This is a genomic window from Aeromonas mytilicola subsp. aquatica, from assembly GCF_044336385.1.
Lineage (GTDB): Bacteria > Pseudomonadota > Gammaproteobacteria > Enterobacterales > Aeromonadaceae > Aeromonas > Aeromonas rivipollensis.
Map to the genome: position 1 here is coordinate 4,483,915 of NZ_CP172298.1, position 22,564 is coordinate 4,506,478.

The window sequence follows — 22,564 nt, forward strand, 5'->3', positions numbered from 1 at the left end:
GGCCACTTCTTGACCACAAAAAACTTGGACAATCCGCGGCGGCCTTTTAAAATCCCCACCCTTTGGTTGGCTGCGGCCTTCTCCCGGTTTCTGCCCGGCCCTGCCGGTGTGCATCTGAGGTATCTATGACCCAATCCCAGCGGACCCCCGCCGACTACCAGGCCCAGCTCGACGAGAAGCGCGATCGCCTCACCCAGCTGTTCGCCGACTTCAACCCGCCCGCGCTTGAGGTCCATGCCTCCCCCGCCGAGCACTACCGGATGCGTGCCGAGTTCCGCATCTGGCACGAGGGGGATGACCTCTTCCACTGCATGTATGCCCAGGCCACCAAGGAGATCATCCGGGTCGACAGCTTCCCCACCGCCAGCCAGCTCATCAACCGGCTGATGCCGGTGCTGCTGGCAGGGTTGCGCCCGCACCCAGTGCTGCGCCGCAAGCTGTTCCAGATAGACTACCTCTCCACCCAGTCCGGCCAGCTGTGCGTCAGCCTGCTCTACCACCGCAAGCTGGAGGCGGAGTGGCAGCAGGCCGCAGAGGCCCTGCAGGCCGACCTGCGGGCCCAGGGGTTCGATCTGCAACTGATTGGTCGCGCCCACAAGCAAAAGATCTGCCTGGGGGAGGAGTTCGTCATCGAGCGGTTGACGGTGCAAGGCCGCGAGCTGGTCTACAAGCAGGTGGAGAACAGCTTCACCCAGCCCAATGCCGCCATCAACGAGCAGATGCTGGGCTGGGCGCTGGATGTGACCCGCGGCAGCGAGGGTGACCTGCTGGAGCTCTACTGCGGCAACGGCAACTTCTCCATCGCCCTGGCCCAGAACTTCCGCAAGGTGCTGGCCACCGAGATCGCCAAGCCGAGCGTGGATTCTGCCCAGTTCAACATCGCCGCCAACGGGGTGGACAACCTGATCATCCTTCGCATGTCGGCGGAGGAGTTCACCATGGCGATGCGCGGCGAGCGGGAGTTCAACCGCCTCAAGGGGGTCGATCTCGGCGCTTACCAGTGCAACACCATCTTCGTCGACCCGCCCCGTGCCGGCCTCGACGACGCCACAGTCAAGCTGGTGCAGGAGTACGACAACATCCTCTACATCTCCTGCAACCCCGAGACCCTGCAGGCCAACATGGCGGTGCTGGGCGAGACCCACGAGATCGCCCGCTTCGCCCTGTTCGACCAGTTCCCCTGGACCCACCACATGGAAGCCGGGGTCTACTTGAAGCGCAAGGCAGGCTGATGCCGCAGGGGACACACCGATCCCCCTCGACAGGCAGAATGACAACAGGGCCCTCGGGCCCTGTTTTGATTAGTTATCCCGGTGCAGAGCGCTGGCGCAGCCGTTATGCTGGCGACACGCGCATTCGCGCCATAGCCGGGGGCCACGCCGCCATGCCACGCGTTCTGTTTGTTGAAGATGATCCCGAGATAGGCCAGCTCATCAGCAACTGGCTCGGTCGCCACGACATAGAGGTGCTGCTGGAGACCCGGGGCGATCTCGCGCTGGCCAGGGTGGAGGCCGAACAGCCCGATCTGGTGCTGCTCGACATCATGCTGCCGGGGCAGGACGGCCTCTCCCTGTGCCGGGATCTGCGGCCACGCTTTGCCGGCCCCATCGTCATGCTTACTTCGCTGGACAGCGACATGAACCAGATCCTCAGCCTGGAACTCGGGGCCAACGACTACATCCTCAAGACCACGCCGCCCCCCGTGCTGCTGGCCCGGCTGCGGGTCCAGTTCCGCCAGCAGGGGCAGGCGCCGCAACCGGCCGCCCTCAGCACGCCCCCCCAGCGCCTGCAGTTCGGTCGCCTGCGGATCGACGGCCCGGGGCGGGACGTGCGCCTCGACGGCGACAGCGTGCCCCTCTCCACCGCCGATTTCGACCTCCTGTGGGAGCTGGCCTGCCACGCCGGCCAGATCCTGGGACGGGAGGCCCTGTTTCGCAGCCTGCGGGGCCGCGACTACGACGGCCAGGACCGCAGCATGGACGTGGCCATCTCCCGCCTGCGCCGCCGGCTGGGCGATGACAGCACCAACCCGACCCGGATCAAGACGGTGCGCCAGAAAGGCTACCTGCTGGTACCCCAGGCCTGGGAATGAGCTGGTGCCTCACACGCCTGCACACCAGAAGCCCGGGGATGACAGCACCAACCCGACCCGGATCAAGACAGTACGCCAGAAAGGCTATCTGCTGGTGCCCCAGGCCTGGGAATAAGCAGTTACCGAATGACCTTGATGCTCTCTGCTCCCTTCTCCCCTTGCGGGAGAAGGGTTGGGGATGAGGGGGGCGCCCAGACGCAATCCAGGCAAGAGGAGAGCCCCCATGCGCCGCCTGTTTATCCAGTTCTACCTGCTGCTGATCGGCTGCTTCGGCCTCGCCATCCTGCTCATCGGCCTGGTCTATCAGGTCAGTGCCGAGCGGGCGGGGGACCGCTATCTCGAGCACATGATGCAGGGCTCCCTGGGGCTGCTCACCGGCGAGCTGGCCCGGCTGCCCCCCGCGCGCTGGCCCGCCCGCATGGGGGAGCAGAGCCAGCAGCTCAACCTGCCGCTGCAACTCGGCGCCCTGGCCAACCAGCCGCTGGCCAGGGAGGATCAGGCCTTCCTCGAGGCGGGCAACATCGTCATCGTCGAAGAGGATGACACCTTCCTGCAGCGCATCCCGGGCACCGACCAGGTGCTGATCGTCGGCCCCGTCCCCTATCTCTCCTACCTGCACGAGCTGCACTGGGTGGATGTGGGCCTGCTGCTGCTCATCGGTCTCTCCCTCGGCCTGCCGATCCTGCTCTGGCTGCGCCCCCACTGGCACGGCCTGCAACGGCTCGAACAGACGGCGCGCCGGGTCGGTGACGGGGATCTCTCCTGCCGCACCGGCCTGCCCGCCGGCAGCAGCCTGGGCCAGGTGGGACGCACCTTCGATCAGATGGCCGAGCAGTTGCAGGCCATGCTGGCCAGCCGCAAGCAGCTGACCGACGCCATCGCCCACGAGCTGCGCACCCCCCTGGTGCGGCTGCGCTACCGACTCGCCATGCTGGCCGAGCCTCCCACCACCGAGGAGCAGCAGGGGCTGGAACGGGATCTCGGCGCGCTGGACGCCCTCATCGAGGAGATGCTCACCTATGCCAGGCTGGATCGCCCCGAGCTGCCGCTGCAGTGCAGCGATCTCGAGCTGGGCCGCTGGGCCGGGGAGCGGCTCCCGGACTGGCAGGCGCTGCGCCCGGACAGACGACTCGCCCTCCAGCTTCCCGCCCATCCCCTGCCCTGGCGCGGCGACATCCGCCTGCTGGACAGGGCGCTGGAGAACCTCATCGGCAACGCCCTGCGCCACGCCAACAGCCGGGTGAGCCTCACCATGAGCCGGCAGCAGGATCACTATCTGCTGGAGGTGGCCGACGACGGCCCCGGCATAGATCCGGCGCTGGCACCCCAGATCTTCGAGCCCTTCGTGCGGCTGGATCAGAGCCGGGACAGACGCACTGGCGGCACTGGCTTAGGCCTCGCCATAGTGCGCAGCATAGCGCGCCACCACGGGGGCGAGGTGCAGTTGCTGCCCGCCGAGACGGGGGCCCGCTTCTGCCTCAGGCTGCCCGTACATTTGGATACAAACCGTCACCAGCCACTCACTGAACCTCAGACCCGGCAGCCCTAGGATGACGTCATGGAGAGCCGCTCCATGTCATCAAACCGAACGAGGAACTGGAATATGAAAAAGCTGATCCCCCTGAGCCTGGCCGCTGTCTTCGCCCTGACCTCCGGCTTCACCATGGCTGCCACCCCGACCAAGGCTGCCGCACCCCAGGCCACCCAGACCAAGGTGGTGAAAAAGCATCACAAGGCGACCCATGCCGCACCGGCCGTGAAAGTGGCCCCCAAGACCAAGTAACAGGCGCACAAGCTCCCAATGAAAAGGGGCCCCATCATGGGGCCCCTTTTGTCGTGCTCAGTCGGCTCAATCCTGCATGTAATCTTCAGGCAGCGCGATGCGCGCCACGCCGGAGGCTACCGCCGCCAGCGCCACGGCGCGGGCCACCCGAGGCAGCAGACGGGCATCCATCGGCTTGGGAATGACGTACTCCTTGCCGAAGGTGAGCGCACTCACCCCGGCGGCGGTCAGCACCTCGGCCGGTACGGGTTCTTTCACCAGGCTGCGAATCGCCTCCACAGCCGCCACCTTCATGGCATCGTTGATGCGGCTGGCGCGCGCGTCCAGGGCGCCGCGGAAGATGAAGGGGAAGCAGATGACGTTGTTGATCTGGTTCGGATAGTCGGAGCGACCCGTGCCCATGATGAGATCGTCGCGCACCGAGTGCGCCAGGGCGGGCTTGATCTCGGGATCCGGGTTGGAGCAGGCGAAGATCACCGGATTGGGGGCCATCAAGGCCACCGCCTCGACAGGCAGCACGTCCGGGCCGGAAACGCCGACAAACACGTCCGCCCCGTCGATGACATCCATCAGGGTGCGCAGCGGCGTGTCGTTGGCGAAGCGCTGCTTGTACTGATTCAGATCGGTGCGACCGCTGTGGATCACCCCCTGACGGTCCAGCATAAAGATGTTCTGTGGCGCGGCGCCGCACTTGATCAGCAGGTCCATGCAGGCGGTGGCGGCGGCACCGGCCCCCATGCAGACGATGCGGCTCTGTTCGATGCGCTTGCCCTGCACTTCCAGCGCGTTGAGCAGACCGGCGGCGGTGACGATGGCGGTGCCGTGCTGATCATCGTGGAACACCGGAATGTCGCAGCGCTCGATCAGCGCCTGCTCTATCTCGAAGCACTCGGGAGCCTTGATGTCTTCCAGGTTGATGCCGCCGAAGGTGTCGGCGATGGCGGCGACAGTGTCGATGAACTGCTGGCTGGTCTCGTGCTTCACCTCGATGTCGATGGCGTCGATGCCGGCGAAGCGCTTGAACAGCAGGGCCTTGCCCTCCATCACCGGCTTGGAAGCCAGCGGCCCCAGATTGCCCAGCCCCAGGATGGCGGTGCCGTTGGAGATGACGGCCACCAGGTTGCCCTTGCCGGTGTAGCGGTAGGCATCGGCCGGGTTGGCGGCGATTTCGCGCACCGGCTCGGCGACGCCAGGGCTGTAGGCCAGGGCCAGATCCCGCGCGGTCTCGGCGGGCTTGGTGAGGGCTATGGCTATCTTGCCGGGAATGGGCTGGGCGTGGTAATCGAGCGCTTGTTGACGAAGATCGTGACGCAGATCGGACATGGGGGACCCCGATACGGAAGTGAATGAGTGGTGCATTGGCTCGCCAGTGGCGAGGGCTGGGGATCATAAAGAAAACCCGCCCCCTTTCACAGCAGAAAATATCGCCAAGTCGCACTGACAGCTGACTCAGCAGCATCTCCTGCCGTCCACAAATACCTATTTAGTTATAGATTCGATTTCAGTCCATCACGGGAATACCGGCCCTCGCCTCCGCCTGGCGGGCGATGGCCTCCGTCATCCCCTGGAAGATGAAGAGGTGGAAGGGCAGCATGGCGAGCCAGTAGGCCAGGCCCCAGGCCCCCTGGGGGTGCCAGTGGGCGGTCACCCGCAGCCGGGTCAGGCCGGACTCCTGGGGCTGGATGTTGAACTCCAGCCGCCCGACGCCGGGGGCTTTCATGTTGAACAAGAGATCCAGCCTGCGCCCCTCGTCCACCCCGAGGATCTGCCAGGAGTCCAGCATGTCCCCCTTCACGAAGCGATCCGGATTGGTACGACCCCGGGTGAGCGCCGGGCCTCCGATCAGGTGATCCATCCATTCGCGTACCACCCACAGCTCGTTCATGTAGAAGTAGCGCTGCTCGCCCCCCAGCTGCTGCAGCACCTGCCACACCACCTCGGGGGAGGCGAGGCACTCGGCCTCCCCGCTGGCGGTGCGATCGTAGAAGCCGTACTCGGGATGTCGCCAGCGCAGGCCGAGCGGCGTCTCCTCCCCCTGTTGCTCGGCGCCAAGCTTCTGCTCCAGCGCCAGGCTCTCCGTCAGCGCCTCGTCGAAGCTGAGCAGGTGCTGGGGCAGCAGGGCCCGCAGTGGGCCATCGTCGGCCGGAATGTCGTGCTTGAGGCCGCCCACCAGCGCCTTGGCGATGGGTTGGGGCACAGAGGTGGCAAACTGCAGCCACCAGGCGGAGAGCCGCGGGCTCAGGAAGGGGATGGGAATGATGGGGCAACGCTTGCCAATGTGGGCCGCAAACCTCTGCAACTGCTGCTGATAGCTGAGCAGCTCGGGGCCGGCCGCGTTGAAGATGCGGCCATCCACCCCTTGCGCCTCCACCAGGCCGCCCAGATAGTGCAGCAGGTTGGAGAGGGCTATGGGGGGCGTGCGGGAGCGCACCCACTTGGGCGTCACCATCATGGGCAGGTTGAACACCAGATCCCGCATCACCTCGAAGGCGGCGGAGCCGGGCCCTATGATGATGCCGGCCCGCAGCTCCACCGTGGGCACCCCCGCCTCCCGAAACAGCTCGCCGCAGTGGCGACGGGAGTTGAGATGGCGGCTGTTGCAGGGGATCGGTTGTATGGCCCCCAGATAGACGATGCGGCGCACCCCGGCGGCGCGGGCGGCGGCGGCGAAGTTCTTCACCCCCTGCTGCTCCAGCCGGTGAAAACCGGCGCCTGCCCCCATGGCGTGCACCAGATAGAAGACGGTATCCACCCCGGCAAGGGCCGGCAGCAGGGTGATAGGTTTTAGGCTGTCGGCGAGACGAAACTCCACCCCCTCCGGCAGGCGGCAGGGGCGGCGGGCCCCGGCGATGACCCGGTAGCCCAGCCCTTGCAGATGGGGCACCAGATAGGAACCTATGTAACCCGCCGCACCCATCACCAGACAGTTTCGCATTCCAACACTCCTTGCCATCCCCCATGGACTCGCACCACCATAGGGCAAAGCGAGGCAATACAGAACGCCGGCCAATAAAAAAGGCGCCCGATGGGCGCCTTTTTCAGAATTCTTCAGAAGTAAGATTACTTCTTGGCAGTCAGACCACCGAAACGCTTGTTGAACTTGTCTACGCGGCCGCCGCTAGAAACTTCTTTCTGCTTGCCGGTATAGAACGGGTGGCATGCGGAGCACACGTCCAGGTTCAGATCTTTACCCAGGGTAGAGAAGGTATTGATGACGTTACCGCAAGAGCACTTGCAGGTGATGGCTACGTACTCGGGATGGATACCAGCTTTCATGGACAACCTCGATTATCAGGCCGTGTCGCCATCCGATCTCTTGTCGGACACCACACGATTGTTGAACACAGTTTCAAAGGCTGCGAATAATATAGGAAATGCCTGAGTTCAGGCAAGTGGCTTCGCAGAAAAAATAGGCAACCTCTGGTGGATTCATCGCAAACGCTTGATCTGGTTCGTGTCGCTGTCCCGGTACCGTTACGCCGTCACTTCGACTATCTCTCCCCTTTGCCCTTGCCTGAGCCCGGTTGCCGGGTCGAGATCCCTTTCGGCCCCCAGACCCTGGTCGGTCTGGTGGTGGAGCATCCGACCGAGAGCCAGGTGCCCCGCGCCAAATTAAAGCCCTTGAAGCGGGTGCTCGACACGGCCCCTGTGCTGGGGCCCGACATACTGGCGCTGATGGCCTGGAGCGCCAGCTACTACCAGCATCCCCTGGGCGAGGTGCTGCCTCACGCCCTGCCTGTGCTGGTGCGCAAGGGGGAGCCCGCCGCCTACCGGGAGCTGGAGTTCTGGTTTGCCACCGAAGCCGGGATGGCAATCGATCTCAACGAACTCAAGCGGGCCGCCAAGCAGCAGCAGGCCCTCGCCCTGCTGCGCAAGGGGCCCCAGACGCCGTCTGCGCTCAAGCAGGAGGAGATTCAGAGCGCCGCCCTCACCGCCCTGGAGAAGAAGGGGCTGCTGGAGAAGCGCAGCCTGGAGCCGAGCCACGACGGCGACTGGGCAACCCATTTTGACGCCGGTGAGGGGCTGCGCCTCAACGGCGAGCAGGCTCTGGCGGTGGCCGCCGTCACCAGCCAGAGCGACAAGTTCGGCGCCTTCCTGCTGGACGGCATCACGGGATCCGGCAAGACAGAGGTGTACCTGAGCATACTCGAGCCCCTGCTCTGTGCGGGCAAGCAGGCGCTGGTGATGGTGCCGGAGATCGGCCTCACCCCCCAGACCATCAACCGCTTCCGCCGCCGCTTCAAGGTGCCCGTGGTGGCGATGAACTCCGCCATGAACGACAGGGAACGGCTCGATGCCTGGCTCGCCTGCCGCGACGGCGGCGCCGCCATCCTGATCGGCACTCGTTCCGCGGTCTTCACCCCGTTCAAGGACCTCGGCATCATCATCATCGACGAGGAGCACGACGGCTCCTTCAAGCAGCAGGACGGTTTTCGCTACCACGCGCGGGATCTGGCGGTGATGCGGGCCCATCGCGCATGTATCCCCATCCTGCTCGGCTCGGCCACCCCCTCGCTGGAGACGCTGCACAACGCCCGCACCGGCAAGTACCACCACCTCAGCCTGACGCGGCGCGCCGGCAACGCCCAGACCGCCCGCCAGGTGATCCTGGACATCAAGAGCGTGCGGCTGCAGGCCGGGCTCTCTCCCCAGCTGGAGCAGCTGATGGGGTCGCATCTGGCGGCTGGCAACCAGGTGATGCTGTTCCTCAACCGGCGCGGCTATGCCCCCTCGCTTATCTGCCACCAGTGTGGCTGGAGCGCCGCCTGCGAGCGCTGCGATGCCTGGTACACCTGGCATCAGGCCGGGCGGCGACTGCACTGCCACCACTGCGACAGCGTGCGCCCGCTGCCTCATAGCTGCCCGGAGTGTGGCAGCAGCGAGCTGATTGGCTCAGGGGTCGGCACCGAGCAGCTGGAGCAGCTGCTCACCACTGTGTTCCCTCAATACCCTGTGGTGCGCATCGATCGGGACAACACCCGCCGCAAGGGGGAGCTGGAGACCCACCTCGGCGACATCAAGGCGGGCAAGTACAAGATCCTGATCGGCACCCAGATGCTGGCCAAGGGGCACCACTTCCCGGACGTAACCCTGGTGGGTCTGCTGGACGTGGATGGCGCCCTGTTTTCCGCCGATTTTCGCGCCGCCGAGAAGTTGGCCCAGCTCTACACCCAGGTAGCGGGCCGTGCCGGTCGCGCCAGCAAACCCGGGCTGGTGGTGTTGCAGAGCCACCATCCGGAGCATGCCCTGTTGCAGGACCTGACCCAGAACGGTTACGGCCACTTCGCCGATACCGCGCTCAAAGAGCGCCGCCTGCTGGGGTTGCCGCCCTTCAGCTATCAGGGGTTGTTCAGGGCCGAGGCCAACGGCCGGGACGAGGTGCAGCTGTTCCTCACCCGTCTCGCCGATACCCTGCGCAGCGCCCGTTATCCCCAGGTGCAGGTGCTCGGGCCCATCAGCGGCTTCATGGAGCGCAAGGCGGGCAAGTTCCGCATGCAGCTGCTGGTGCAGGGACCGAACCGGGCCCCCCTGGCGCAACTGCTGGATTGGGCGGTGAAGGAGCTGGACGGCTGGCCGGAGACCAAGAAGGTGCGCTGGAGCCTGGACATAGACCCCACGGAGTTGAATTAAGGGTCGCTGCGCTGGTCCGATTACGCTTCGCTAATCAACGGATCTTGCGATAGTGCGCACCCGCCATGGCGTCTTTGCTCCCTTCTCCCCTCGCGGGAGAAGGGTTGGGGATGAGGGGGGAGCCAGAACGCAGCGAGGGGGCCTGGGCCCCCTCGTTGTTTTTACCCCATGACTGCTCCGGCTTATTCGGCGACCTGGGAGACCCCGGTCAACCGCACCTCGACCCGGCGATCCGGGGCCAGACAGGCGATCATCTGCGCCTTGGCGCCGTCCGGGCAGCTGCCCCCCGTCACCGGTGACGACTCGCCCTGCCCCTCGGCCCGCACCTTGTCGGCAAACAGTCCCTTGGCAATCAGGTAGTCGGCCACTGTGCGGGCACGCTGCTCCGAGAGGGCCTGATTGTAGGCATCGGACCCCAGCCGGTCGGTATGACCGATCACCGTGGCCACCCCGTCTTTCGGGTTGGCCGCCAGGATCTGGGCAAACAGGCTGTCCAGCGCCTGGCTCGCGGCCGGCTTCAGGGTCGCCTTGTTGAATTCAAACAAGACGTCCGAGTCCAGACTGAACTGCTTCTCTACCAGCACGGGGGCCGGTGCTGGCTCAGGCACGGGAGCCGGCGTCGGCGCCACCGGCTCGTCACCGACCTGACCGAAGCGATAGAGCATGCCCACCGACAGCAGGCCGTTGTCCATCTCAATGCCGGATTCCTCCAGCGAGGTCTTGCCGAGAGGGGTGGTGTACTGGTATTCGAGGCGGGCGGCCCAATCCCTGTCGATGGCATATTCGATGCCCAATGCCCCCACAAAGGCGGCACCGTGATACTTGTTGCCCTCATGGGACTCGGAAAGGCTGCTGGTACCATCGCTGGCCCTGACGTTGAGGGAGCTCTCGGTCCAGGCGTAGGCTCCCCCGAGGCGGCCGTAGATATCCAGAGCTGAGGTCGCGGGCAGGATGATCTTCATGGTGGCCTGCACCATCTGGGCCTTGGCCTCGCCATCGAGTGCAAAATCAACGCCATTGCCCGAGTAGTGCTTGTCCACCTGATACTTGCCGAGCCAGTCATAACCGAGCTCGACGGCCAGGTTTCTGTTGACCTGGTAGCCTGCGAAGAGCCCAAGCCCGAGATCATCGCTGTTCTCGTTCACCCTGGTCGCATCAAACAGCTCTTCGACCTGAGCGTCGTAATCCACCCCGTAAAAATTGGACCAGCCGGCCTTGCCGCCGACATACCAGGTATTGTCCTGGGCGGCAGCCTGCACCGTCCCCGTTGCCATCAGAGCGCCGATCAGGACGGCGAGCATAGATCTGTTCATGGATGAGCCCCTGCAATGAATTGTTATGACGCGGATGCGCCTCTCTTCCCTGACGGGGCCCTGAACCCAAGCCCCGCACTCAGATTATCCCATCTGCAACCAGCCTCAAACGACCAGGGACTCAGGAGTGTGATATTGGCGACATTATCGGCAGATGCACACCCCGGGGCGCCCATAAAAAAACGAAGAGCCAGGCTCTTCGTTTTCATCTCGGGGCGGGATGGTCAAGCCGCCGTCACTGACTGCCCTGACTCGCCAGGAACAGGCGGTAGGCGGGATCCTCGCTCACCTCCTTCCAGCCGTAGCCAATCTCGCGCAGGTAGTCGTGGAAGGCGGCCACGTCCTCGTCCGGCAGCTCGAAGGCACAGAGCACCCGGCCATAGTCGGCACCGTGGTTGCGGTAGTGGAACAGGCTGATGTTCCAGCGACAACCCAGGGTCTCGAGGAAGCGCATCAGGGCGCCCGGCTGCTCCGGGAACTTGAAGCTGTAGAGACGCTCACCGAGGGGCCGGGCCGGGCGGCCGCCAATCATGTAGCGCACGTGGTTCTTGGCCAGCTCGCTCTCTGTCATGTTGACCACGGGGTAACCGTTGCCACCGAGCTGATCGATGATCTGGCCGAGCTCCTCGTCGCCGCCGCTGAGGCGCACCGAGACGAACAGGGAGGCCTGGGCCGCATCCGCGTAGCGGTAGTTGAACTCGGTCACCATGCGGGGCCCAAGCTGACGGCAGAAGTCGAGGAAGGCCCCCTTGCGCTCGGGTATGGTCACCGCCAGCATGCCCTCGCGCTTCTCGCCGATCTCGCAGCGCTCCGACACATAGCGCAGGCTGTGGAAGTTGACGTTGGCGCCCGACAGTATGGCCGCCATCCGCCCGCCCTTGACCTGCTCCCGCTCGCTGTAAGCCTTGAGACCGGCCAGCGACAAGGCGCCCGACGGCTCGGCGATGGCTCGGCAGTCGTCGAAGATGTCTTTCAGCGCCGCGCAGATCTGGTCGTTGGAGACGGTCACCACCTCGTCCAGATACTGGTTGCACAGGCGGAAGGTCTCGGTGCCGATGCGCTTGACCGCCACCCCGTCGGCAAACAGGGAGACCCGCTCCAGATTGACCGGCTCGCCGGCCTCCATGGCGGCCTTGAGGCAGGCGGAGCCCTCGGCTTCCACCCCTATCACCTTGACGTCCGGCAGCAGCTGCTTGATGTAGACAGCCACCCCGGCGGCCAGACCGCCGCCCCCCACGGGCACGAAGACGTGGGTCAGGTGGGTGTCCTGCTCCAGCAGCTCCTTGCCTATAGTGCCCTGGCCCGCGATCACCTCGACGTCGTCGAACGGCGGTATCAAGGTGTAGCCCTCGGTTTCTGACAGGCGGCGGCTCTCGGCATAGGCCTCGTCGAAGCTGTTGCCAAACAGCAGCACGTTGCCACCCAGGCGACGCACCGCATCGATCTTGATGTCCGGCGTTGTCTTGGGCATCACTATGATGGCCTTGATGCCGAGCTTGGCCGCCGACAGCGCCACCCCCTGGGCATGGTTGCCCGCCGAGGCCGCCACCACACCGTGGGATTTCTGCTCGGCGCTCAGGGTGGCGATCTTGTGATAGGCACCGCGCAGCTTGAAGGAGTGCACCGGCTGCAGGTCTTCCCGCTTGAGCGCCACGTGGTTGCCGAGTCGCTCGGAGAGTTTTTTCAGGCTCTGCAAGGGGGTCACCCGCGCCGCCTCATAGACGGGGGAGAGCAACACCTTGCGTAGATAATCTGCCGCTGAAACCATGTCCTATTCCTCCAGCTTGCTTAAATCACGTACCGCACCTTTGTCGGCACAGGAGGAGGCGAGCAGCACTTTGCATAAATGATCTGTCGTCGCGCTCATCATCACTCCTCCAGCTTGCTTAAATCGCGCACCGCGCCTTTATCTGCGCTGGTGGCGAGCATGGCATAGGCGCGCAGGGCGTAGGAGACCTGACGCTGGCGGTTGAGCGGCTTCCAGCCACGGGCCTCGACTGCGGCGCGGCGAGCGGCCAGCACGCTGTCAGCCACCTCCAGCACCATGCTGCGGGCCGGGATGTTGATGTTGATGATGTCACCATCCTCCACCAGGCCTATGGTGCCGCCGGAGGCCGCCTCGGGGGAGACGTGACCGATGGAGAGGCCAGAGGTGCCACCGGAGAAGCGACCGTCTGTGATGAGGGCGCAGGCCTTGCCGAGCCCCATGGACTTGAGATAGGTGGTGGGGTAGAGCATCTCCTGCATGCCGGGGCCGCCCTTGGGCCCTTCGTAGCGGATCACCACCACCTCACCGGCCTGGACGGTGCCGTCCAGGATGCCTGCGACCGCCGAGTCCTGGCTCTCGAACACCCGGGCCGGGCCGCGGAAGCAGAGGTTCTCGTCATCCACCCCGGCGGTCTTGACGATGGCACCGTTGAGGGCCAGGTTGCCGGAGAGCACGGCCAGGCCCCCTTCCAGGCTGTAGGCATTCTCCAGGGAGCGGATGCAGCCTTCTGCCCGGTCCAGATCCAGCTCTGGCCAGCGGCAATCCTGGCTGAATGCCTTAGTGGTGCGAATACCGGCCGGGCCGGCGCGGTAGAAGTCGTGCACCGCCTTGTCGTCACAGCGGCTGACGTCATAGGCTTCCAGCAACTCGCTCAGGGAGGTGCCGAGCACGTTGCGGGTATCCCCGTGCACCAGCCCGGCCTTCTCCAGCTGGCCCAGGATGGCGACCACGCCACCGGCGCGGTGCACGTCTTCCATGTGGTACTTCTGGGTGGAGGGCGCCACCTTGCACAGCTGGGGCACCTTGCGGGACATGCGGTCGATATCGGCCATGGTGAAGTCCACCCCGGCCTCCTGGGCCGCCGCCAGCAGGTGCAGCACAGTATTGGTGGAGCCGCCCATGGCGATGTCCAGGGCCATAGCGTTCTCGAACGCCGCCTTGGTGGCGATGTTGCGCGGCAGGGCGCTCTCGTCATCCTGCTGGTAGTAGCGATTGGCCAAAGCGACGATGCGCTGACCTGCCAGCTTGAACAGCTGCTCGCGGTCCGCATGGGTCGCCAGCATGGAGCCGTTGCCCGGCTGGGAGAGGCCAAGGGCCTCGGTCAGACAGTTCATGGAGTTGGCGGTGAACATGCCGGAACAGGAGCCGCAGGTAGGGCAGGCGCTGCGCTCTATCTGATCGCTCTGGGCGTCTGAGACCTTGGGATCGGCACCCTGGATCATGGCGTCCACCAGATCCAGCTTGATGATCTGATCGGACAGCTTGGTCTTGCCCGCCTCCATGGGGCCGCCGGAGACGAAGATCACCGGTATGTTGATGCGCAGGGCGGCCATCAGCATCCCCGGGGTGATCTTGTCGCAGTTGGAGATGCAGACCATGGCATCGGCGCAGTGGGCGTTGACCATGTACTCCACAGAATCGGCGATAAGCTCGCGGGATGGCAGCGAATAGAGCATGCCGCCATGGCCCATGGCGATGCCGTCATCGACCGCTATGGTGTTGAACTCCTTGGCGACGCCGCCGGCGGCCTCGATCTCCCGGGCTACCAGCTGGCCGAGATCCTTGAGGTGCACGTGACCGGGTACGAACTGGGTGAAGGAGTTGACCACGGCGATGATGGGCTTGCCGAAATCCTGATCTGTCATGCCGGTGGCACGCCAGAGGGCGCGGGCCCCGGCCATGTTACGTCCGTGGGTGGTGGTGGCGGATCTCAACTTCGGCATTGTCTCTACTCCCTGAATACATGAGCCCGACTGGGCAAACTTATGGTGCGAAGCTGTCGCTTCAAATCGGTTGTGGCAAGGGATAGGGCCCTTGCCATAGCCGACTCCAATCCAAACATGAGCGGGCGACCGGGTCGCCCGCTCGTTCTCAATCAGTCGTTGACCGGGGTCAGCCAGTTCCATTTGTCCTCGGTCTGGCCGTTGAACAGGCCGAAGAAGGCATTCTGCAACTGCTCGGTCACCGGGCCACGGCTGCCGGCGCCCACCGTCATCCGATCCACAGAGCGCACCGGGGTCACCTCGGCGGCGGTGCCGGTCATAAATATCTCGTCCGCCACATAGAGCGCCTCCCGAGGCAGCGCCTGCTCGCGCACCTCGTAACCGAGATCCCGGGCCAGCGTCATTATGGTGTCGCGGGTGATGCCGGGCAGGATGGCAGCAGTGGCGGGCGGGGTGAAGATCACGCCGTTCTTCACCAGGAAGAGGTTCTCCCCCGCACCTTCGCTCAGGTAGCCGTTCACGTCCAGCGCCAGCCCCTCGGCGAAGCCGTTGCGCTTGGCCTCGCGGCTGATGAGCTGGGACGAGAGGTAGTTGCCGCCCGCCTTGGCGCCGGTGGGGATGGTATTGGGGGCGAGCCGGTTCCAGGAGGTGACACAGACATCCACCCCGTTTTTCAGCCCCTCTTCCCCCAGATAGGCGCCCCAGGGCAAGGCCGCGACCATGAGATCCGCCTTGGCATCCAGCGGCGGATGCAGCCCCAGCCCCACGTTGCCGACAAAGGCCAGCGGGCGCAGATAGCCGCTCTTGAGGCCGTTCTCGCGCACCACGGTGCGGCAGGCTTCATTCACTTCGAATTCGCTGTAGGGCACGTCCATCCAGTAGATTTTGGCGGAGTCGAACAGGCGGCGGGTGTGCTCCTGCAGGCGGAAGATGCAGGTCCCCCTGGGGGTATCGTAGGCGCGCACCCCCTCGAACACGGAGGAGCCGTAGTGCAGGGCATGGCTCATGACGTGGACCTGGGCATCTTGCCAGGGCACCAGCTTGCCATTGAACCAGATGTATTGAGGCTGAGTGGCAGATTGGGAAGGCTGTGACATTGGCTTGGCTCCTTAAGCGCTGATCCGGGGTTGCTGTTCCAGTGCATCGACCCGGGAGACATCCACCAGCTTGACCAGCTGGCTCCACAACTGCTGGATGGGACGCTCCGACTCGACAGTAACCGTGATCCGCAGCTGTTGGCAATCCTGCTCCATGTTCAGAGAGCAGAGAGCGAAGCCACGGTGACGCACCACCCGCAGCACCCGCTCCATCACTTCGGGTCTGGGCTGGGCGTGAATATGCAGCGTGTGCTGCGCAAATCCGGGTTGGTGAAAGCTGTGCTGCTTCATGGGCGTTGCTCCATCATCTTGTGGTTGGCGACTCCCGGCGGAACCAGGGGCCAGACGTTTTCTTCCTCTGAAATGGCCACATGCAGCAGGTAGGCACTCTCGCTTGCCAGCAGGCGATCGAGCGCCGGTGCTATCTGCTCCTTGCATGTGATGGTCTCGCCCGGGATGCCGAAGGCAGCGGCCAAAGCGATGAAATCCGGGTTGTCGGAGAGTATGGTCTCGCTGTAACGGCCGTCGAAGAACAGCTCCTGCCACTGGCGCACCATGCCGAGACGTTGATTGTCGATCAGCACCATCTTCACCTTGAGCTGGGCCCGGCGTATGGTGCCGAGCTCCTGCACGTTCATCATGAAGGAGCCGTCACCGCTCACCAGCACCACCTCGTCATCCGGGCGCGACATCTTGGCGCCGATGGCGGCGGGCAGGCCAAAGCCCATGGTGCCGAGACCTGCGCTGGAGAGGTGATTGCGCGGGCTGGTGAAGCGCATGTGCTGGGCCACCCACATCTGGTGCTGACCCACGTCGCAGGCCACCACGCTGGTCTCGGGCAGCAGTGCCGAGAGCTGCTTGAGCAGGGCCGGAGCATAGATGGGCTGGCCGGGATGGTCGTAGCGGAAGGCATACTCGCGAGCCATGGCGGCGCAGTGCTCACGCCAGGAGTCGATCGCCAGCGCCATGGCCAGGGCGGGCAACACCCGCTTGAGATCCGTGGTGATGCCCACGTCGGCGGCGCGGCGTTTGCCGAACTCGGCGGCATCCACGTCCAGGTGGATCACCCTGGCCTCGGGGGCGAACTCCTCCAGCTTGCCGGTCACCCGATCATCGAAACGGGCGCCCACCACCACCAGCAGATCACACTGCTGCACCGCATAGTTGGCGGCCTTGGTGCCGTGCATGCCGAGCATGCCGAGGTAGACGGGGCTGTCGGGGTCGAGCGCGCCTATCCCCTTGAGGGTGGTGACCGCAGGCATGCCGGTGGCGGCGGCAAAGTCACGCAGTGGCTGCTCCGCATTGGCCATGCCCACCCCGCCCCCGACGTAGAGCACGGGGCGCTCGGCGGCGGCCAGCAGGGTGCGGGCCAGGGTCAGCTCGGCCGGATTGAGGGGCTCTGGCTCCTCCACCGCAAACAGCGGGCTCTGGGTCGGCACGGCGGCCAGCTGCACATCCTTGGGAAAATCGATGAGCACAGGACCCGGACGCCCCTCGGTGGCGATGGCGAAGGCTTCCGCCAGCACCCGCCCCAGGTCTGCAGGGTCTGTGACCATGAAGGAGTGCTTGGTGCAGGAAAGGGACATGCCGAGCACGTCGACCTCCTGAAACGCATCGGTGCCGACGGCGGCGCAGGCGACCTGGCCGCTGATGGCCACCAGGGGCACGGAATCGAGCAGCGCCTCCGCCAGGCCGGTCACCAGGTTGGTGGCCCCCGGGCCCGAGGTGGCGATGCAGACCCCCACCTGACCGGAGGCGCGGGCATAACCCACGGCGGCCAAGGCGGCCCCCTGCTCGTGACGGCAGAGCTGATGGGCCAGGCCACCGTCATACAGGGCGTCATAGACCGGCATGATGGCCCCGCCCGGGTAACCAAACACCTGGGTCACACCCTGTTTCTTGAGAGCCTGTACCAAAAACTGCGCGCCGTTCATGTGGAAATCCTGTCCTTTGGTCGAAAAAAAACCCCCGGGCCGTGAGGCTCGGGGGTCGCTTGTTTCGTTCTGTCCGGTGGTGGGTCTATCCCTTGTTCCGTGCAGCTAAACGAGCCCCGAGCGGTGAGATAATAATCACCACTAGGACCACAATAATGCTGACGAAACGGGAGGCCATGTTCATAGTTACAACCGGAAATCCTGTGAAATGGGGGCGATTTGCACCGCGAATGGCTATTAGAACTAGCATGGTGATTTTTATTGGGCAAGCATTTTTTACCTGACAAGACTCTGATTTTGACTGATCAGCAAGCTGCTCTCTGGAACAAAAAACTAATAAAAAACGGTTAACCAGCACATACATCAAACCAAGGACGGGATTTATGTCATTAGCTGTGGTTTATAGCCGTGCCAGCCTGGGAATAGCGGCGCCGCAAGTCACGGTGGAAGTCCATTTATCCAACGGGCTGCCCGCCTTCAACATGGTGGGCCTGCCGGAAACCTCGGTGAAGGAGTCGCGGGATCGGGTGCGCAGTGCCCTGCTCAACGGCAATTTCGAGTTCCCCTCCAAGCACATCACAGTCAATCTGGCCCCCGCCGATCTGCCCAAGGAGGGAGGCCGTTTCGATCTGGCCATCGCCATCGGCATTCTCGCCGCTTCCAAGCAGATACCGGCAACATACCTGCTCGATCATGAATTTTTAGGGGAGCTTGCCTTGACCGGCGAGATCCGTCCCGTGCTCGGGGTACTGCCCGCCGTGCTCGCCTGCCGCGATGCGGGTCGCACCCTGCTGGTACCGCGAGAGAACGGCCCCGAGGCCTCCCTCATCCAGGATGCCGAGGTGCGCACCGCCCACCAGCTGCTGGCCGTCACCGCCTGGCTGGCGGGTCAGTACGAACTGCCGCTGCCGGAGCCCCAGACCACGCACACCCTGCCCGACGTGCCGGATCTGCAGGATGTGATCGGCCAGTCCCAGGCCAAGCGGGCGCTGGAGATCGCTGCCGCCGGCAGCCACAACCTGCTATTCATAGGCCCGCCCGGTACCGGCAAGAGCATGCTGGCCAGCCGTTTGCCCGGCATCTTGCCGCCGCTCAGCGAACAGGAGGCGCAGCAGACCGCCGCCATCCACTCCATCGGCGGCCTCACCCCCCGCGCTGGCCACTGGCATCACAGGCCCTATCGCACGCCCCACCACAGCGCCTCGGCGGTGGCCCTGGTGGGAGGTGGCAGTCACCCGCGGCCGGGGGAAATATCCCTGGCCCATAACGGCGTACTGTTTCTCGACGAGCTGCCCGAGTTCGAGCGCAAGGTGCTCGACTCCCTGCGCGAGCCGCTGGAGACGGGTCACATCACCATCAGCCGGGCCGCCCGCCAGGTGGATTTTCCCGCCCGCTTCCAGCTGGTGGGCGCCATGAACCCCAGCCCCTGCGGCCACTATGGGGACGGCCAGACCCGCTCCAGCCCGGATCAGATACTGCGCTACCTCGGCAAACTCTCAGGCCCCTTCCTCGACCGTTTCGATCTGACGGTGGAGGTGCCGCTGCTGCCCAAGGGGAGCCTGACTGGCAAGGCGGAGCGGGGAGAGTCTAGCCAGCAGATCCGCGACCGGGTACTGGCGGCGCGGGCACGAATGCTGAGCCGTAACGGCAAGCTCAACAACCTGCTGGATAGCCGCGAGATAGAGGATATTTGCCGACTATCGCCGCAAGATGCCGAGTTTTTGGAGAATGCCATCCAGAAGCTGGGGCTCAGCATCCGGGCCTGGCACCGCATTTTGCGGGTGTCGCGCACCATAGCGGATCTGGCGGGACAGCCCGCCATCGGCAAGGAGCATCTTATCGAAGCGCTCGGTTATCGCGCCATGGACAGGCTGCTGTCGCGACTACGCAGCGGCCAGTGAGGGCCAGGAGATCCCGGCGCCTGTGCGGTGCATCCATGGTCTAGCGCCGGATCGGCTGATATTATGGCCACAGATCTGACCACTTGGTTGCCACCCACAGACACGAAAACGGATCCGATTCATGCACAACAAGCTGATAGAGCGGCTGCGCGGCTGCCTCTCGACCCTGCTCTATTTCCTCAACACCCTCTTCTGGTTTGTCCCCATACTGCTGCTCGGCCTCATCAAGCTGCTGCTGCCGCTCAAGGGCTGGCGTACCCTCTGCAACGCCCTGCTGGACGGCTGTGCCAGCTGCTGGATAGGTTTCAACAACCTGATCCAGAAAACCATCATCAGAACCCCTTTCGAGGTGGTCGGAGTGGACAAAGGGCGCCGGAATGAGTGGTATATGGTAGTTGCCAACCATCAATCCTGGGTCGACATACTGGTACTGCAGCGGATTTTTAATCAAAAAATTCCCTTCCTGAAGTTTTTCCTCAAGAAAGAACTGATTTGGGTACCTTTTCTCGGTCTGGCCTGGTGGGCGCTGGACTTCCCCTTCATGCGGCGATATTCACGCAGCTTGCTGGAAAAGAAGCCGCATCTGAAGGGAAAAGACATAGAAACGACGCGCAAGGCCTGTGCCAAGTTCCGCCACATTCCGGTGAGTGTGATGAACTTCGTGGAGGGCACCCGCTTCACCGCCCACAAGCACGACAAACAGGGTGCCCCCTATCGCCACCTCCTGCACCCGAGGGCAGGCGGCATCGCCTTCACCCTGGCGGCCATGGGGGATCAACTGCACAAGCTGGTGGATGTGACCATCGCCTATCCGGGCGGCATCCCAAGCTACTGGGACTTCATGTGCGGTCGGGTCAAGGAGATCAAGGTTCGGGTCCGCTTTCTGCCGATCGAACGCAATCTGGTGGGGGATTACTTCAATGACCCCGAGTTCCAACAAGAGTTTCAACAGTGGCTGAACGGGATCTGGCGCGAGAAAGATCAGACCCTGAACCAGCTGCTGGCGGACAAGACGCAGTAAACGACGCCCATGCTAAGCCTGCTCCCCGGCCCCCTGGTGCTGTTCATCAGCGCCGGCCTGACCATATTGTTCACCGCCCTGTGCGCCAGCCTGATCCTGCTGGTCTCCCTGGCGAAATTGCTGTTGCCCATCCCGGCCTTCGGCCGAGTCTGCAGCCGACTCAACAATGGCTTCATGAGGCTGTGGCTGGGTTGCAACGCCCTGGTGATCCGCCTCACCACCCGCATCGACTGGCAGCTCGAGGATGACACCCGGCTGCGCAAGGATGGCTGGTACCTCATCATCAGCAACCACATGAGCTGGACCGACATAGTGGTGCTGGGCCACCTGTTCCGCGACAGGCTGCCGGTGCCCAAGTTCTTCATGAAGCACGAGCTGATCTACATACCGCTGCTGGGGCTCGCCTGCTGGGGGCTAGACATGCCCTTTATGCGTCGCTACTCACGGGAGTTTTTGCTGCGCAACCCGCACCTGAGGGGCAAGGACATAGAGACCACCCGCAACGCCTGCGAGAAGTTTCGCCACATCCCCACCACAGTCATCAACTTCGTGGAGGGGACCCGTTTCACCGAGGCGAAGCGAGAGGCGACCCGATCCCGCCACCGCCACCTGATGCCGCCCAAGGCGGCGGGGCTCGCCTTCACGCTGGCGGCCATGGGGGAGCAGTTCGACAGCCTGATCAACGTCACCATCCGCTACCCGGACAACAACGAAACGCCGTTCAAGGACTTCCTGATGGGGCGGATGAAGCGCATTCAGGTGCGCATCGAGGAGCTGCCGGTGGATGAGGCGCTAGTGGGTGACTACTTCAACGACAAGCAGTTCAAGCGCGGTTTTCAGGCGTGGCTGAACCAGCGCTGGCAGGAGAAGGACGAGGTATTGGAAGGGTGGCAGCGAGCTCAGGAGCCCGCTGCGGTTGCCGCCAGGGAGAGTGCCAGAGCCAGCTCTGGCAACTGATCCTCGCTGAACACCTGAATGCCGTGACGGCGCAGCAGGGCCGTGGTCTTGCCCTCTCCCGCCAGGGAAACGCCTTCGAAGCGGCCGTTGTAGATGCGGCCACTGCCGCAGGAGGGGCTCCCCTCCTTGAGCAGGGCAAAGCGAATGCCCTGCGCCAGGCAGAGCCCGAGCGCCAGCTCGGCGCCGCGATCGAACTCGGCCGTCACATCCAGCCCGCTCTCGGTTACCACAAGCTCACCCTGCCGCTCGGCGGGCGGACGCGGGGTCGGCAGGCCGCCCGCCACCTCGGGGCAGAACGCCAGCGCCCTCCCCTCGGCCCCCAGCGCATTCAGCCAGTCGCTGACTATCCCCTTGCTCTGGCCGTCGTAGCGTACCGGCTGACCCAGCAGGCAGGCACTCACCAGCACCCGGTGCGGCGCTTTATTCATGCTTCCGCTCCATGCATCACCTGATCGAACATGACGCAGCAGGGGCTCTCCAGCCGGTAGAGGATGGCGGGACGCTGCTTGCCGGTGCGCTTGCGGCCGGTATCCACCAGGATGTCGGCACGATGGATCCGCTTGCGAAACGCCGCCGTATTCATCGGGGTTTGCAGGACTATCTCGAAGGCCCGCTGCACCTCGGAGAGGGTGAACTCGGCCCCCAGCAGTTGCAGCGGCAGGGTGCTGTAGCGGCTCTTGATGCGCAGCCGCTCCAGCCCCATGGCGACCAGCTGGCCGTGATCGAAGGCAAGATCGAGACCCGGCAGGGCCGAGAGCGGGTGCCAATGCCCTCGCACGGCCTCCGCCTCCGGCTCCACCAGACACAGATAGACCAGGGTGGTGGACCAGCCACGGGGATCCCGTTCCAGATTGCCGAGGGTACAGACCTGCTCGCTGTAGCAATGACCCAGCCCCCACTCCCCCAGCAGACGGTGGCGGGCGGCATCCAGATCCCTATCCCGGGTCTCGTCGATGCGCAGGGCCGGCAACTGCCAGCAGTGGCTAAAGGGGGGGCGATCCCGGGTCTCGAGGAGCAGTTCGAGCCGCTCCTCGTTCAACCGCAGCACCACCATATCCAGACTCATTCTCGGCATCCTGGTCGACCTGCTCGCCTTCTAATAATGTTTGGTAGATAATATCACA

Annotated in this window: 19 protein-coding genes; 8 read left to right on the top strand and 11 right to left on the bottom strand. The window is 64.3% G+C overall.

Going from position 1 to position 22,564, the window contains the following annotated elements; all coding sequences use genetic code 11:
- Positions 1 to 125 precede the first annotated feature (125 nt).
- The 4 genes from trmA to ACFWHB_RS20585 all read left to right on the top strand — a co-directional run bounded on the left by trmA (position 126) and on the right by ACFWHB_RS20585 (position 3,875).
- On the top strand, positions 126 to 1,232 hold the full coding sequence (gene trmA, locus ACFWHB_RS20570; RefSeq protein WP_234689783.1) for a tRNA (uridine(54)-C5)-methyltransferase TrmA: 1,107 nt from the start codon (positions 126 to 128) through the stop codon (positions 1,230 to 1,232).
- Positions 1,233 to 1,384: 152 nt separating this feature from the next.
- Positions 1,385 to 2,092, top strand: coding sequence for a two-component system response regulator RstA (gene rstA / locus ACFWHB_RS20575; protein WP_395950229.1), 708 nt, complete (start codon positions 1,385 to 1,387; stop codon positions 2,090 to 2,092).
- A 223-nt stretch (positions 2,093 to 2,315) separates the two neighbouring features.
- Positions 2,316 to 3,641 (top strand): two-component system sensor histidine kinase RstB, encoded by a 1,326-nt coding sequence (gene rstB, locus ACFWHB_RS20580; RefSeq protein ID WP_234689782.1) that lies wholly within the window; start codon positions 2,316 to 2,318, stop codon positions 3,639 to 3,641.
- Positions 3,642 to 3,695: 54 nt separating this feature from the next.
- Positions 3,696 to 3,875 (top strand): hypothetical protein, encoded by a 180-nt coding sequence (locus ACFWHB_RS20585; RefSeq protein WP_025328738.1) that lies wholly within the window; start codon positions 3,696 to 3,698, stop codon positions 3,873 to 3,875.
- 66 nt (positions 3,876 to 3,941) lie between these two features.
- On the opposite strand, the gene ACFWHB_RS20590 is transcribed toward ACFWHB_RS20585, so the two are convergent.
- The 3 genes from ACFWHB_RS20590 to rpmE form a co-directional block, all read right to left on the bottom strand.
- Entirely contained in the window at positions 3,942 to 5,198 is a 1,257-nt protein-coding gene (locus ACFWHB_RS20590) for a malic enzyme-like NAD(P)-binding protein (protein ID WP_395949159.1), read from the bottom strand.
- Positions 5,199 to 5,376: 178 nt separating this feature from the next.
- The gene (locus tag ACFWHB_RS20595) at positions 5,377 to 6,810 is read right to left on the bottom strand and encodes a DUF2867 domain-containing protein (RefSeq protein WP_163137476.1); all 1,434 of its coding nucleotides are present in this window, start codon (positions 6,808 to 6,810) and stop codon (positions 5,377 to 5,379) included.
- Positions 6,811 to 6,935: 125 nt separating this feature from the next.
- Entirely contained in the window at positions 6,936 to 7,151 is a 216-nt protein-coding gene (gene rpmE, locus ACFWHB_RS20600; protein ID WP_025328741.1) for a 50S ribosomal protein L31, read from the bottom strand.
- Between the two features lie 147 nt (positions 7,152 to 7,298).
- Here rpmE and priA point away from each other — a divergent pair, with 147 nt between their 5' ends.
- Positions 7,299 to 9,506 carry a primosomal protein N' gene (gene priA, locus ACFWHB_RS20605; RefSeq protein WP_395949160.1) on the top strand — a complete coding sequence of 736 codons (2,208 nt, stop codon included), beginning with the start codon at positions 7,299 to 7,301 and terminating at the stop codon, positions 9,504 to 9,506.
- Positions 9,507 to 9,688: 182 nt separating this feature from the next.
- On the opposite strand, the gene ompA is transcribed toward priA, so the two are convergent.
- The 6 genes from ompA to ilvG form a co-directional block, all read right to left on the bottom strand.
- The gene (gene ompA / locus ACFWHB_RS20610; protein ID WP_163137474.1) at positions 9,689 to 10,819 is read right to left on the bottom strand and encodes a porin OmpA; all 1,131 of its coding nucleotides are present in this window, start codon (positions 10,817 to 10,819) and stop codon (positions 9,689 to 9,691) included.
- A gap of 235 nt (positions 10,820 to 11,054) precedes the next feature.
- Positions 11,055 to 12,587 carry a threonine ammonia-lyase, biosynthetic gene (gene ilvA / locus ACFWHB_RS20615; RefSeq protein WP_111910836.1) on the bottom strand — a complete coding sequence of 511 codons (1,533 nt, stop codon included), beginning with the start codon at positions 12,585 to 12,587 and terminating at the stop codon, positions 11,055 to 11,057.
- A 101-nt stretch (positions 12,588 to 12,688) separates the two neighbouring features.
- A complete protein-coding gene (ilvD, locus tag ACFWHB_RS20620) occupies positions 12,689 to 14,530 on the bottom strand; it encodes a dihydroxy-acid dehydratase (RefSeq protein WP_395949161.1) in 1,842 nt (613 codons plus the stop codon).
- A 152-nt stretch (positions 14,531 to 14,682) separates the two neighbouring features.
- Positions 14,683 to 15,627 carry a branched-chain amino acid transaminase gene (locus ACFWHB_RS20625; RefSeq protein ID WP_395949162.1) on the bottom strand — a complete coding sequence of 315 codons (945 nt, stop codon included), beginning with the start codon at positions 15,625 to 15,627 and terminating at the stop codon, positions 14,683 to 14,685.
- Positions 15,628 to 15,639: 12 nt separating this feature from the next.
- A complete protein-coding gene (gene ilvM, locus ACFWHB_RS20630; protein WP_106885470.1) occupies positions 15,640 to 15,918 on the bottom strand; it encodes an acetolactate synthase 2 small subunit in 279 nt (92 codons plus the stop codon).
- A complete protein-coding gene (ilvG, locus tag ACFWHB_RS20635) occupies positions 15,915 to 17,561 on the bottom strand; it encodes an acetolactate synthase 2 catalytic subunit (protein WP_290070706.1) in 1,647 nt (548 codons plus the stop codon). The genes ilvM and ilvG overlap by 4 nt, the downstream gene beginning before the upstream one ends.
- A 383-nt stretch (positions 17,562 to 17,944) precedes the next feature.
- On the opposite strand from ilvG, the gene ACFWHB_RS20640 reads away from it, so the two are divergent.
- The 3 genes from ACFWHB_RS20640 (at position 17,945) to ACFWHB_RS20650 (ending at position 21,440) form a co-directional block, all read left to right on the top strand.
- Entirely contained in the window at positions 17,945 to 19,462 is a 1,518-nt protein-coding gene (locus tag ACFWHB_RS20640; protein WP_395949163.1) for a YifB family Mg chelatase-like AAA ATPase, read from the top strand.
- Positions 19,463 to 19,583: 121 nt separating this feature from the next.
- Positions 19,584 to 20,483, top strand: a complete 900-nt coding sequence (locus ACFWHB_RS20645) for an acyltransferase (RefSeq protein WP_139744746.1) — start codon at positions 19,584 to 19,586, stop codon at positions 20,481 to 20,483.
- A gap of 9 nt (positions 20,484 to 20,492) precedes the next feature.
- A complete protein-coding gene (locus ACFWHB_RS20650) occupies positions 20,493 to 21,440 on the top strand; it encodes an acyltransferase (protein ID WP_395949164.1) in 948 nt (315 codons plus the stop codon).
- On the opposite strand, the gene ACFWHB_RS20655 is transcribed toward ACFWHB_RS20650, so the two are convergent.
- Together ACFWHB_RS20655 and ACFWHB_RS20660 are read right to left on the bottom strand one after the other, a co-directional pair.
- A complete protein-coding gene (locus tag ACFWHB_RS20655; protein ID WP_395949165.1) occupies positions 21,383 to 21,868 on the bottom strand; it encodes a DUF523 domain-containing protein in 486 nt (161 codons plus the stop codon). The genes ACFWHB_RS20650 and ACFWHB_RS20655 overlap by 58 nt on opposite strands.
- Entirely contained in the window at positions 21,865 to 22,515 is a 651-nt protein-coding gene (locus tag ACFWHB_RS20660; protein ID WP_111910828.1) for an NUDIX hydrolase, read from the bottom strand. Before ACFWHB_RS20660 ends, ACFWHB_RS20655 begins: the two co-directional genes overlap by 4 nt.
- Positions 22,516 to 22,564: the final 49 nt, after the last annotated feature.

Bases quoted from the DNA above. Each gene is read 5' to 3' on its own strand.
- ACFWHB_RS20660 (WP_111910828.1), bottom strand. From the start codon at position 22,515: ATGCCGAGAATGAGTCTGGATATGGTGGTGCTGCGGTTGAACGAGGAG.
- ACFWHB_RS20590 (WP_395949159.1), bottom strand. From the start codon at position 5,198: ATGTCCGATCTGCGTCACGATCTTCGTCAACAAGCGCTCGATTACCAC.
- ACFWHB_RS20625 (WP_395949162.1), bottom strand. From the start codon at position 15,627: ATGTCACAGCCTTCCCAATCTGCCACTCAGCCTCAATACATCTGGTTC.
- ilvD (WP_395949161.1), bottom strand. From the start codon at position 14,530: ATGCCGAAGTTGAGATCCGCCACCACCACCCACGGACGTAACATGGCC.
- ilvA (WP_111910836.1), bottom strand. From the start codon at position 12,587: ATGGTTTCAGCGGCAGATTATCTACGCAAGGTGTTGCTCTCCCCCGTC.
- rstB (WP_234689782.1), top strand. From the start codon at position 2,316: ATGCGCCGCCTGTTTATCCAGTTCTACCTGCTGCTGATCGGCTGCTTC.
- trmA (WP_234689783.1), top strand. From the start codon at position 126: ATGACCCAATCCCAGCGGACCCCCGCCGACTACCAGGCCCAGCTCGAC.
- ACFWHB_RS20595 (WP_163137476.1), bottom strand. From the start codon at position 6,810: ATGCGAAACTGTCTGGTGATGGGTGCGGCGGGTTACATAGGTTCCTAT.
- ilvM (WP_106885470.1), bottom strand. From the start codon at position 15,918: ATGAAGCAGCACAGCTTTCACCAACCCGGATTTGCGCAGCACACGCTG.
- ACFWHB_RS20645 (WP_139744746.1), top strand. From the start codon at position 19,584: ATGCACAACAAGCTGATAGAGCGGCTGCGCGGCTGCCTCTCGACCCTG.
- rpmE (WP_025328741.1), bottom strand. From the start codon at position 7,151: ATGAAAGCTGGTATCCATCCCGAGTACGTAGCCATCACCTGCAAGTGC.
- ACFWHB_RS20655 (WP_395949165.1), bottom strand. From the start codon at position 21,868: ATGAATAAAGCGCCGCACCGGGTGCTGGTGAGTGCCTGCCTGCTGGGT.
- rstA (WP_395950229.1), top strand. From the start codon at position 1,385: ATGCCACGCGTTCTGTTTGTTGAAGATGATCCCGAGATAGGCCAGCTC.
- ACFWHB_RS20585 (WP_025328738.1), top strand. From the start codon at position 3,696: ATGAAAAAGCTGATCCCCCTGAGCCTGGCCGCTGTCTTCGCCCTGACC.
- ACFWHB_RS20640 (WP_395949163.1), top strand. From the start codon at position 17,945: ATGTCATTAGCTGTGGTTTATAGCCGTGCCAGCCTGGGAATAGCGGCG.
- ilvG (WP_290070706.1), bottom strand. From the start codon at position 17,561: ATGAACGGCGCGCAGTTTTTGGTACAGGCTCTCAAGAAACAGGGTGTG.
- ACFWHB_RS20650 (WP_395949164.1), top strand. From the start codon at position 20,493: ATGCTAAGCCTGCTCCCCGGCCCCCTGGTGCTGTTCATCAGCGCCGGC.
- ompA (WP_163137474.1), bottom strand. From the start codon at position 10,819: ATGAACAGATCTATGCTCGCCGTCCTGATCGGCGCTCTGATGGCAACG.